Source organism: Sediminibacter sp. Hel_I_10, from assembly GCF_000688335.1.
In the GTDB taxonomy this organism is placed as follows: Bacteria; Bacteroidota; Bacteroidia; order Flavobacteriales; family Flavobacteriaceae; genus Psychroserpens.
Map to the genome: position 1 here is coordinate 453847 of NZ_JHZX01000001.1, position 12434 is coordinate 466280.

The 12434-nt window shown below is 37.9% G+C and carries 10 protein-coding genes; 7 read left to right on the plus strand and 3 right to left on the minus strand.

Annotated features, from left to right (window positions below; genetic code table 11):
• The first annotated feature begins 26 nt into the window (after nucleotides 1-26).
• The 3 genes from P176_RS0101990 to P176_RS0102000 all read left to right on the plus strand — a co-directional run bounded on the left by P176_RS0101990 (nucleotide 27) and on the right by P176_RS0102000 (nucleotide 3168).
• Nucleotides 27-323 carry a DUF721 domain-containing protein gene (locus tag P176_RS0101990; protein WP_026753128.1) on the plus strand — a complete coding sequence of 99 codons (297 nt, stop codon included), beginning with the start codon at nucleotides 27-29 and terminating at the stop codon, nucleotides 321-323.
• Nucleotides 324-406: 83 nt separating this feature from the next.
• A complete protein-coding gene (locus tag P176_RS0101995) occupies nucleotides 407-2815 on the plus strand; it encodes a penicillin acylase family protein (protein ID WP_026753129.1) in 2409 nt (802 codons plus the stop codon).
• On the plus strand, nucleotides 2812-3168 hold the full coding sequence (locus tag P176_RS0102000; RefSeq protein WP_026753130.1) for a hypothetical protein: 357 nt from the start codon (nucleotides 2812-2814) through the stop codon (nucleotides 3166-3168). Before P176_RS0101995 ends, P176_RS0102000 begins: the two co-directional genes overlap by 4 nt.
• Before the next feature lie 92 nt (nucleotides 3169-3260).
• On the opposite strand, the gene P176_RS0102005 is transcribed toward P176_RS0102000, so the two are convergent.
• Complete coding sequence (locus P176_RS0102005) at nucleotides 3261-5819, minus strand: M4 family metallopeptidase (protein WP_051605370.1); 2559 nt, start codon at nucleotides 5817-5819, stop codon at nucleotides 3261-3263.
• A gap of 166 nt (nucleotides 5820-5985) precedes the next feature.
• Entirely contained in the window at nucleotides 5986-6405 is a 420-nt protein-coding gene (locus P176_RS0102010) for a nucleoside-diphosphate kinase (protein WP_026753132.1), read from the minus strand.
• A 327-nt stretch (nucleotides 6406-6732) separates the two neighbouring features.
• On the opposite strand from P176_RS0102010, the gene P176_RS0102015 reads away from it, so the two are divergent.
• From P176_RS0102015 to P176_RS0102025, 3 genes are read left to right on the plus strand one after another with little or no spacing between them, the layout of a single operon-like run.
• Complete coding sequence (locus tag P176_RS0102015; RefSeq protein WP_026753133.1) at nucleotides 6733-7752, plus strand: bifunctional oligoribonuclease/PAP phosphatase NrnA; 1020 nt, start codon at nucleotides 6733-6735, stop codon at nucleotides 7750-7752.
• Nucleotides 7749-8288, plus strand: a complete 540-nt coding sequence (gene gldI / locus P176_RS0102020; RefSeq protein ID WP_026753134.1) for a gliding motility-associated peptidyl-prolyl isomerase GldI — start codon at nucleotides 7749-7751, stop codon at nucleotides 8286-8288. Before P176_RS0102015 ends, gldI begins: the two co-directional genes overlap by 4 nt.
• A 10-nt stretch (nucleotides 8289-8298) precedes the next feature.
• On the plus strand, nucleotides 8299-9522 hold the full coding sequence (locus P176_RS0102025) for a peptidylprolyl isomerase (RefSeq protein WP_026753135.1): 1224 nt from the start codon (nucleotides 8299-8301) through the stop codon (nucleotides 9520-9522).
• Nucleotides 9523-9600: 78 nt separating this feature from the next.
• Here P176_RS0102025 and P176_RS0102030 read toward each other — a convergent pair whose 3' ends face one another.
• Nucleotides 9601-11064, minus strand: coding sequence for an aminoacyl-histidine dipeptidase (locus P176_RS0102030; RefSeq protein ID WP_026753136.1), 1464 nt, complete (start codon nucleotides 11062-11064; stop codon nucleotides 9601-9603).
• Nucleotides 11065-11337: 273 nt separating this feature from the next.
• Between P176_RS0102030 and P176_RS0102035 the strand changes: the two genes are divergently transcribed.
• Entirely contained in the window at nucleotides 11338-12408 is a 1071-nt protein-coding gene (locus tag P176_RS0102035; RefSeq protein WP_026753137.1) for a DUF3810 domain-containing protein, read from the plus strand.
• The last annotated feature ends 26 nt before the right edge of the window (nucleotides 12409-12434 follow it).

A 12434-nucleotide genomic window follows, 5' to 3' on the forward strand; every position in this document is an offset into this window, starting at 1 on the left:
ATCGTCCTTGTTTTAAATCTCCAGTTATGGCTAAACGACATAATGATAATATGCCCATAAGCGACATTCTCAAAGAATTTGTGGAATCTAACAAACTTCAAGCTGGTCTTGACAAAGTAGATGTTAGGGAAGCTTGGAACAAAATGATGGGCAATGGCGTTAATAATTATACTACAGACGTTCAATTAGATAGAGACACTTTATACGTAGCCCTAAGTTCTAGCGTACTTCGCGAGGAGTTAAGTTATGGCAAACAAAAAATTGTGGACATGCTCAACGAGTCTATTGGCAAAAACGTCATTAAAAAGCTTGTTTTAAGATAAACCCATTATTTTAGAACTTTCAATTAAATCATCAGTACAACCTCTGCTCTTGAAATTTAAATTACACAACCTTTAGCATCCACATGAAAATTATAAAATTACTCCTCTCCCTAATTCTCGTAATTGGTGTTTTTTACGCTTTAAACACAAAGATAGGAAGCGCTCCCCCGATGGGAAAATTTCTAAATCCCACTACGGGAATTTGGCAGAATGATTCCGAAACCAATATTGATGGCACTATTCAAATCGATGGTTTATTAGAGGATGTCACCGTGCATTATGATGAGCAACTCATCCCACATATTTTTGCACAAAATGATACAGATCTTTACAGAGCTCAAGGCTTTGTGACCGCACAGCACCGATTATGGCAAATGGAATTTCAAACCTATGCCGCTGCTGGTCGTATTTCTGAAATTATTGGGGAAGGTGCCTTAGATTACGATCGCCAACAACGACGTATAGGTATGGGATACGGTGCTGAGCAAGCTTTGGAAAAAATGAAGGCAAGCCCTGAGTCGTTTAAGTTAGTGGAGGCCTATCGCGATGGCATTAATAGCTACATTAACCAACTTACAGATGCCGATTTGCCAGTAGAATACAAACTGCTCAACTACAAACCAGAATTATGGACAACCAAAAAAACAGCGCTATTACTTCAGTACATGACGAAGATGCTCGCTGGGCATGATAGTGATTTAGAATATACCAATGCGCTTCGTCTCTTCGGAAAAGCGAAGTTTGATTTACTTTTTCCAGACTTTTTTGATATCAACGATCCTGTGATTCCTAAAGATACGGATTGGAGCTATATTGATACAAAAATGACTGAAACTCCAAAGAGTGAACTACCATTAGATTCTATCGCAGAGACTATGGAGAAACCAAATCCAGACAACGGTAGCAATAATTGGGCTGTGTCTGGTAAAAGATCTGCTTCTGGACATCCCATTCTTGCCAATGATCCTCATTTAGGACTCAACCTACCATCCATTTGGTTCGTCATGCAATTAAGCACACCTAATCAAAATGTTATGGGTGCTACACTTCCTGGAGCTTTAGGTGTGATTTCAGGTTTTAACAATACAATTTCCTGGGGTGTAACCAATGCTACTAGAGACGTTTTAGATTGGTATAAAATTGAATTTAAAGACACTTCGAGATCTGCATACAAATATGACGATCAATGGAAAGCTAGCACTCTTAGAGTAGAGGAAATTAAAGTACGTGATTCTGAAACCGTTTTAGACAGCGTGATCTACACCCATCATGGTCCGGTAAGTTATGACCATACTTTTAAAGGTGATAATGAACGTGCAGGATATGCAATGAAGTGGATAGGGCATCTTGGAGGCAATAGTCAGCTCACCTTTTTAGAACTTAACAAGGCCAAAAACTACAACGATTATACAAAAGCCTTAAAGCATTTTATTGCTCCAGCTCAAAATTTTGTATTCGCATCAACCCAAGGTGATATAGCACTTTGGGTACAAGGTCTTTTTCCAAACAAATGGAAAGGTCAAGGAAAATTTTTAATGGATGGCAGCAAGTCTTATAACGACTGGCAAAGTTTTATTCCTATGGAATTTAATGCACACACAAAAAACCCTGAACGCGGCTTTGTGAGTTCTGCCAACCAGCACCCCGTTGATGAGAACTATCCTTTTTATGTTTTTAACGACGGATACGAAACCTATAGAAATCGCGTGATCAATGATTTTCTGGGAAGCAAGAACAACATCACTGTAGAGGACTTCAAGTCCCTTCATAACAACAACTATAATTTAAAGGCTGCTGAACTCTTACCATTTATCTTTGAAACGATGGATGTGTCAACTTTGACTTCCGAAGAAAAAGAAATCTACGCTCAAATACAAGCTTGGGATTTTAACAATACTATTGAGGCTTTGGGACCAAGTATTTGGGATATGTGGTGGACTAAACTCTACGATCTCACTTGGGATGAATTTGATGTAGAAAATGTGGCGCTTGAAGCTCCTTTTACCTACCAAACCATTTATTTACTTAAAAATGATTCTGAAAATGAGTTTATGGATGTTGTTTCTACCCCAGAGAGAGAAACCGCTAAGGACCTATTTTTAACTACCTTTAAGGCTACAGCACAAGAACTTCTCGAGTGGGAATCTAAACATGGAGATTATAATTGGCAAGCCTATAAAGCGACTTATGCTGGGCACTTGCTACAAGGTTTACCTGCATTTTCACGTTTTAACCTACCGATTGGTGGTGGACGCAGCATTGTAAACGCCACATCTGAAAATCATGGGCCATCATGGCGCATGATTGTTGAAATGAGCTCGCCGCCAGTAGCCCTAGGAATCTATCCGGGAGGTCAATCTGGCAATCCAGGAAGTCGTTATTATGATAATTTTATTGATGATTGGGCTGCAGGAAATTACCATCAATTGCTGTTCTTACAGAATTATAAGAGTAACGAAAACATAATTGCCACACAAACTTTGACCAAATGAAAAAAATAAGCATCAATTTTATAATGACAGTATTTTTGGCGATAATTTTATCACTGTTTTTACCATGGTGGTCTGTAATGATTGCTGGCTTTATTTCGGCTCTTTTTTTTAGCCTAAGTAAAGCTTCGGTGTTTTTTGTACCATTTTTAGCCATACTTTTATTTTGGTCCCTCTATGCTTTTGTTGTGAGTGCAAACAATGATTTTATATTGGCTCAAAAGATTGCCGTATTACTACCCTTAAGTGGAAATCCTTATCTATTGATTTTAGTCACAGGACTAATAGGTGGATTAGCCGCAGGAATAGCAGCCATTTTCGGGAAACAATGCAATGTTGTATTTGTAAAACGCTAATCAGTTACAAAGCTAGATCATAGCTATATATCAATAAAAAAGCGAAGCCGTAAGGCCTCGCTTTTTTATTATAAATGATTAAAATAAAGTGTTTATTGTTTTATAAGTTTAAACGTTGATTCTGACGAATCGCTTCTTACTTGCATAAAATACATTCCTGAGCTCACGTTGTTTAAATCTATTAAAATTTCGTCTCCAGAGTAAGATAAATCCAATTGCTTAATCATTCTACCATTAATATCAAAAATGGCAGCAGACTTCAAATCAATAGTATTTGATTTTTTAATGGTAAACTGTCCAGAAGAAGGGTTTGGAAATATTTCAATATCATTTTTAAGACTTAAATCTGAAACGGCTAAAGTTTCCGCAGTACAATTGTAAACGGCTATATTATCCAAAAACCATCCCAATCTGCCGTTACAACCATCGGTACCTAGTTCCCATCGAAACTGTATGGCATCATTTGCGTTTGCTCCTAAAACAGAGAGATCAATCACACTCGTACCCCAACTTCCTGTAAGTGACCCACCATCGGTTCCTGTGAAAGCTTCTTCACCTTCCATAGGGTTGTCATTACCTTGATTCGCAGGGTTAATAGCATCATTATATGGATTTACAGTAAACGCTGTACTTGGTATGATGAGCCAATCTTCATCATTCAATTTATATTTTAAATTTCCACCATCCCAATTGTTTTCAGTAGCCACAAAATGCTCAAATGCCATATCAAAATGACCGGTTTCTATATTTGGCAGACTAATTATAGGGCTTTCTAAACGCATAATGCCATTTTCTAAGTCGCTACTACAATTACCTATAATAGGATCTGCAGCAAATATGGCGTTTCCTGTTTGCTCTCCTGGTAAATTCCCTACTACAATCCACGAGCGAGGGTTCCAAGTATCCTCATTCACGGGTAACTCGTCAAAAGTCCAACCTTCTGTACCTGCTTCCCAATCTTCAAAAAATGCACGCCCTGTAGTTGCTGCTCCACATAATGGATCTGATGCTGCAAGTAGTGGCATATAATCACAAGCATCCGGGTTGACTCTCATCTCAACCGCTAGCATGGCATTAACCACTTGCTGGACATCTGCCTCTGTAATGATTTCACCAGATAATCCTGAAGGAAATTCAGTTGTGGATATTCCTTCTAAATTCATACCCAGCAAGTCAATAGCAGACGCTTCTAGAGCATCGGCTAAATCTGAAAATCCACTTGTTGGCATTAAATAGACGTTCTGTGCTCGCCAGAAAATGTGAGCTGCCTTGGTAAAGCCAAGAGCATTCATGGTTTGTCCGTTATAAGTTCCACCATCCACTAATAGTGCATAGGCATGGTTAGGTATTCCTGAATTAGAATGCACTCCACCAGAATCTTGTTCCCCACATCGGTATTGACCATCGGTTACTTTACCAGGATCATTATTACATGGCGGGTTCCACAAATCACGAATAGGCGACCCAAAAGCCGTGGCATCTTCTCCAATTCTCCATCGATCAGAACTATTACAGCCCTCTCTAAGCGATAAATCCTCATCCTCATCTCTATAACTATTTAGGATATCTACGGTTTCACCCCAAATATCAGAATAAGACTCATTGATAGCTCCCGCTTGATACGCATAGATGAGTCCGCTAGTATATTGTGTGTAAGCATGCCCCCATTCGTGAGCAATAACATCATCTGAAGCGGTTCCTGAACAATAATTTGCGGTTACTCCATTCCAATTTGCATTAGGACAATCAATTCCGGGACTATTATTAATAGTCAACATTGAAATACCTGCGCCGTTATAAGAATCATATCCAAATGTATTATTGAATAAATGATAAATATGGCCTGAGGCAGCGACTTCATTTTGTTGCCATACATCTAAATCCCCCGGAAACGCATCTCCTTCCTGCCATACTTGATTATTAAAATCCCCCTCATAAACAGCTCTTTCCAAGGCATGGGCGATGCCTGTAAATTGCTCTACTAAATTTCCTGTGTAAGAGTTAATATAAAGAAACTCTCGTACGTCTACATTGTTTCTAATTTCAACTTCATATACCAAATAATTAGAAATAAGAGTGCCTTGAGCTAATCCCTTAGGGAAAACAAGCAATCGGTTTTCAAATATTTTCAATGGCTCCCCAGAATTGTTTATCTGTTGATCATTTATAAGATTAAAGGCTTTTGCTCCGGCATCTTCCATTGTTAAATTAGGCGCTACTTCTAATTTTATATTAGGGATGACATTACCATTAATGGCTGTTAATTCTAAATTTTTATTGAAATGAAACCGTAATTGACCATCATACACAGGAACTCCATTATATTTTTGTTTAAAAATAACGTGTTTCAATCCGTAATTATCCGTGATTATTTTTTCAAAAATAAAATGCTCATTAACATCTGCGATGCCATATATGCCAACGTAACGTTCTAGAAAGGACATCGCCTTTTGTGTTGCATTGCCACCTTTGAGCACTAAGGGCTGAGCAGCAGGAAACTTCACAAAGTCAATAATGCCGCTATTTGAATTGATCGTTAATGTTGCATTCGTAGTGTTTTTAAAATAATCAATCGCATCGCTAGACTTTTGAGCTTGGACTATATTGATGAGAAATATGGAGTAAAAAAGATATAGGGCTGATTTCTTCAAAGGTGTTTTTTTTTACGAATTTAATAATATAAATAGGCTCCAAATGAGCATTTAGGTCAGTTTGTCGTTAAAAACCCGCTATCCTATCAACTTAGCATCAGTTTAGATAAATAAAAAAGCCCATAACAACTAAGTTATGGGCTTTTAAAACTATGCGTGGATGTTCTTAAAATTGCTCTCTTCCTGAAAAATGAAATGCACTTTCAATAGCAGCATTTTCATCGCTATCACTTCCGTGAACAGCATTTTCACCGATAGATGCAGCATATAATTTTCTAATAGTTCCCTCAGCAGCATCTTCTGGATTGGTAGCACCAATTAAGGTTCTAAAATCTTCAACAGCGTTGTCTTTTTCTAAGACAGCTGCTACTATTGGCCCTCTGGTCATATACTCTACCAATTCTCCAAAAAACGGTCTTTCGTTATGTACAGCATAAAAGTTCTGAGCATCAGAAGTAGTCATCTGAGTAAGCTTCATCGCTACGATTCTAAAACCGGAAGCCGTGATTTTTTCTAAAATTGCACCAATATTCCCTTTCTCAACAGAATCTGGTTTAAGCATTGTAAATGTTCTATTTGTTGCCATTTCGTTTAAATTTTGTGCAAAATTAAACCAATTAACTTCAAATCCAAGATTAATAGTATTGAATTGATTCAATGCGAATGACGAAACAAACCATACACTCTTAAAGTCACAACACAAAAGCAATCAAACCTAGACACTGCTCTCAATACGAAACCTCATCTTGAGTTAGGATTCTCGCACAAACCATTGCATACAAACCTAGTATCAAAACACTCTGAAACAATCCGTTTTCAACTTTTTCTATATCCTATTCTTAAACCGTTAATTTTAGGCAAAAGTAAATGAGTAATATCTTGAATTTACTATTAAATTGTATCTTCGCAGCGTATGAATAAAGCAGATATTGAAGGTGTAAAAAGCCTCTTAAGTTCACCCAAAAAAATTGTGGTCATCCCGCACAAAAATCCAGATGGCGATGCCATTGGCTCTACGTTGGGATTATTACATTATCTTAAAAAATCTAATCATGAAGCAGTGATCATCGCTCCAAATGATTATCCCGATTTTTTAAAGTGGTTACCTGGCGAAAGTTCCATCCTAAAATACGATAGCCAAACAGATCTTTGCAAACCACTTATTAGTGATGCTGATTTGATTTTCACTCTAGACTTTAATGCGCTAGGACGTATTGGCGATATGGAGTTTGCTGTGACTCACGCTAAAGCGATTAAGTTGATGATAGACCACCACCAGCAACCAGATGATTATGCCACTTATACCTATAGTGATGTAAGCATGTCATCTACCTGCGAAATGGTGTATAATTTTATAGAGATGCTTGGCGATTCAAATCTTGTTGATCAAGACATTGCTACTTGTTTGTATACAGGCATAATGACAGATACTGGTTCTTTTAGGTTTTCGTCTACCACAAATCATACGCATTACATTGTAGGAAAGCTTATTGAAAAAGGAGCCAATAATTCTGAAATCCACAATAATATCTACGATACCAATAGTTATGAACGGTTACAACTTTTAGGTTGTGCCTTAAGAAACCTAAAGGTTGTTCCAGAGTACCGTACCGCTTATATCACTTTAAAGCAAGAAGAACTAAACACCTATAATTTTAGAAAAGGGGACACTGAAGGCTTTGTAAATTACTGTTTGTCTCTCAAGGGTATTATTTTTGCCGCTATTTTTATAGAAAGTCATCAAGATCAAATCATTAAAATTTCGTTGAGAAGTAAAGGAGAATTTTCAGTCAATGAGGTATCCAGATCTCATTTTAACGGTGGAGGCCATACAAATGCCGCTGGAGGAAAAAGTGACCTCAACCTCTCAGATACCATTGATAAATTTATTAGTATCTTGCCCAACTATAAAAAAGAGCTCCAATGGTCATGAAACCTATACTATACATCATACTTTTACTCCTTTTTGCGAGCTGTAAAACACCAGAAGCCAGAAAGCCAGAAACGGTTAAATCAGGCTCTTTTATAAAAGAATCCATCGAGCGAAATAAAAAGTTGAATAAAAGAGAATATGCGCTTATAGAACAAATCATATCTAAAGATAGCAGTAACACCTATTTGGCCTCCAATAGCGGATTTTGGTACTATTATGATGTAAAAGTTGAACAAGACACCATTACCGCTGGGTTTGGAGATCAAGTTAATTTTAACTATAATCTCAAAGACCTCAACGGCACTACCATTTATACTTCGGAAGAGTTAGGCACACAGACCTATATTATGGACAAAGAAGAAGTCTTTACCGGACTTCGTGAAGGTCTTAAATTAATGAAGCCAGGAGAAACCGTAACGTTTCTTTTTCCCTCTCAAAAAGCCTTTGGATATTACGGTGACAAAAACCGAATTGGAACAAACGTCCCTCTAATGTCTAAAGTAACCGTAAACACTATTTCTAAAACCAATAATTAATAATAAAACAATGAAATTGATTAGTAAATATTTACAATTATCAGCAATAGCTCTGCTTTTTGCTTTTACCTCTTGCAATGAAGAATATCCAGATCTAGAAGATGGTCTGTATGCTGAGTTTGTGACCACTAAAGATACTATGGTTGCCAAACTATTTTTTGAAAAAACACCAGTTACCGTGGCAAATTTTGTGGCCTTAGCAGAAGGAAATCACCCAATGGTAAGCGAGCAGTATAAAGGAAAACGTTTTTATGATAGTTTGACCTTTCACCGTGTTATGGATCAATTTATGATTCAAGGTGGCGATCCAACAGCTACAGGATCTGGAAATCCAGGCTATAAGTTTACGTCTGAATTTGATCCTGAGTTAAAACATAACAAACCTGGTATTTTATCCATGGCCAACTCTGGAGGTCTTTCAACAAATGGAAGTCAGTTCTTTATTACAGAAGTGCCTTATCCTTCTCTAGACGCATATGATGCTGATGGCAACCTAAAACCTTGTGACCAACCCCGCGTAAGCTGCCACAGTGTTTTTGGTGAATTGGTAAAAGGTCTAGACGTTCAAGATTCTATTTCTAATGTCAAAGTTGGACCTGGCAATAAGCCTGTTGAAGACGTTGTGATCTTAAAAGTAAACATCATCAGAAAAGGTTCTGCTGCTAAATCATTTAATGCTCCTAAAGTTTTTGAAGAGCAAATGCCTAAACTTGAGGAAAAAATACAAGGTCAATTAGAGTTAGGAAAACTTAAGGCAGAAGAAGAGCGTCAAGAACGTGAAGACAAAATGACTGCTGCGGCTGAAGAAAACAAACCAATGATTGATGATTTTAATTCAAAATCAAAAACATTAGCTTCTGGCCTAAAAGTTTATATGATAGAGGAAGGTAATGGCCCAAAACCAAAAGAAGGTGATGCCGTCATGGTGCTTTATGAAGGTTATTTTACAGATGGTAAGTTATTTGACAGTAATGATCCTGAAGTGGCAAAGAAAAATGGCGCCTTCAACCAACAACGCATGGATGCTGGAGCATACGGTCCTGTTCAAATGACGATTGCACCTAATGCGCAAATGATCCAAGGTTTTAAAGAAGCATTGGCGTATTTAAAAGTAGGTGATCGTGCCTTTTTTTACTTGCCATCTCATTTGGCTTATGGCGAACGTGGCAATAGAGGTATTGCACCAGATACCGATTTGACCTTTATTGTAGAGATTAAAGAAATTGTTGAGTAAACAATCTCTTGTTATCATTTAAAAAAGGGCGATTTTCCAAAAGAAAATCGCCCTTTTTTTTATAAATATAAGCCAATGTTATGCTTTCGGTATTTCCTTAAGGATCTCTAACACAAAGTTCCAGTATTTTTGAACAGAAGATATTTGCGCACGCTCATCTGGGCTATGTGCGCCTTTAATGGTTGGTCCAAAGCTTATCATATCCATTTCGGGATAGTTTTGGCCAAGAATACCACATTCTAAACCAGCATGGCAAGCCGCAACGTGAGGCATTGCACCTTCATTCAAGTTTTTATAAATAGGAACCAATACCTTAAGAATATCTGAATCCATATTTGGGGTCCAGCCAGGATACTCCCCACTAAATTCTACTTCACAACCAATAAGCTCAAATGCAGACATCAGAGCATTGGCCATATCCCATTTAGAGGATTCTACCGAGCTTCTTGTCAAACAATTGATTTTAATTTGCCCATCCTTAACCACAACTTTAGCAATGTTATTTGAAGTCTCCACCAAATTAGGAATATCGGCACTCATGCGGTACACACCGTTATGTGCTGTATAGATGGCTCTGGTAAGCCCCTCTTGTACTCCCAAATCCATGATGTGGCTCGGTGCATCGATAGCTTTGATTTCAATCAGCAAATCTGGTTCCATCGTTTTGAATTCCTTTTTGATATCTGAGATAAAATCTTCCATATCCGCTTTAAAGGCCTCTTCATGTATGGCATCAATCACAATAACAGCATTGCTTTCTCTTGGGATGGCATTTCGCAAACTTCCGCCTTCTATTTCTGAAATTCTTAATCCGAAATTCTCGAATCCACCAAACAGCAATCGGTTCATGATTTTGTTGGCATTACCTAAGCCTTCGTGAATTTGCATCCCCGAATGTCCGCCTTGAAGTCCCTTCACCTTAATCTGAAATCCTATTTTAAATTCAGGGGTTTCCTCTAAATCGTAATCACGAGTAGCCGTAACATCAACACCTCCTGCACAACCTACACCAATCTCATCATCTTCTTCTGTATCTAGGTTTAATAAGATCTCACCTTTTAACAAGCCGCCTTTTAAACCCATAGCGCCCGTCATACCTGTTTCTTCATCAATAGTAAACAAGGCCTCAATGGCAGGGTGGGCTATGTCTGTACTTTCTAATACGGCCATAATAGTGGCCACTCCTAAACCATTATCTGCTCCTAAGGTGGTTCCATTGGCTTTTACCCAATCGCCTTTGACTAGCATTTCAATACCTTGCGTATCAAAATCAAAATCGGTATCGTTATTTTTTTGATGTACCATATCTAAGTGCGATTGCATCACGATGGTTTTACGATCTTCCATCCCAGACGTTGCCGGTTTTCTAATGATAACGTTACCCACTTCATCAACAATAGTCTCAAGGTTTAACTGTGTCCCAAAATTTTTCATGAAGGCGATAACGCGCTCCTCTTTTTTTGAAGGTCTAGGAACGGCGTTCAAATCGGCAAACTTATTCCACACTGCTTTTGGCTCTAAGGCCCTTATGTCTTGATTCATTATGTAATATTTTGATTTAATAAACTGTTTTTCTTCGGGAATTTTATCCAAAGACGATCTGTTGCGAAGTTACAAATATTGAGAGTATTGCTGGCCTAAAACCCTCTTAAAACATCCTTAACCTCAACCTCTACTCCTGATGGAAGCGGCACCCTTTTTTAGGCAATAGGGATTGAAGTGACCTATTGTCTAAAAAAGATATAGCGTACAGCAGGAAACCAACACCCTAAAAAAACCCGAAGCTGCGGTTCAAAAAATGATTATTTTTGAGTCATGCAGAAGTATAAAAAAACCATCATCGCGCTGTCGATTATTCCTCAAATCATTCTTATAAAAATTTTAGCTCAATTTCCTGAGTTTGTTGAGAACATCTACAGTCATGGCCTATATGTTTTTATTTCAAAATTAATGCGCTATGCCTTTGGTTGGATCCCATTCTCTATTGGTGATCTCTTATATACCGTTGCGGTCATTTACCTATTACGCTGGCTGGTAATTCATAGAAAAAGAATTGTAACCGATACCAAGCATTGGTTTTTGGATGTTTTAAGTACCATATCTATAGCCTATTTTGCGTTTCACCTTTTATGGGCCTTTAATTACTACCGTTTGCCTTTACATCAATCTCTAGAAATTGAACATGATTACACGACTGCCCAATTGATCGATTTTACAAAATCTCTAATTGCCAAAACCAATGCCATCCATTTGAGCATTACAAACACCGATTCTGCTAAGGTGGCCATGCCCTACTCTAAAACCGAATTGTTAAAAAAAGTACCCGAGGGTTATGATCATCTTGCCGAGCAGTTTCCTCATTTGGCGTATAGCCCTCGCAGTATCAAGCGGTCTTTATACAGTGTACCACTCACCTATATGGGGTTTAGCGGATATCTGAATCCTTTTACCAATGAAGCGCAAATTGACGGACTCATCCCAACCTATAAATACCCCACCACTGGTAGTCACGAAGTGGCCCATCAATTGGGTTATGCTGCCGAAAACGAAGCCAATTTTATAGGAAGCATGGCGGCTATGAAACATCCTGATGTTTATTTTAAATATTCGGGACATGCTTTTGCATTGAGGCATTGTTTGGGCGAGCTCTTTAAACGTGATCCCGAAACCTATAATCTGTTGGTAGAAACTGTAAATAAAGGAATTTTAAAAAATTATCAAGAAGTACGTGAGTTTTGGGATGCCTATGAAAATCCTACCGAACCTTTGTTTAAATCTACCTACAATAGTTTTTTAAAGGCCAACAATCAATCTGGTGGAATGGAAAGTTACAGTTACGTAGTTGCGCTACTGGTAAACTATTACGCAAAGCATCCTTTGAACTGAAACGTTAAAAATGATACCAATATTGA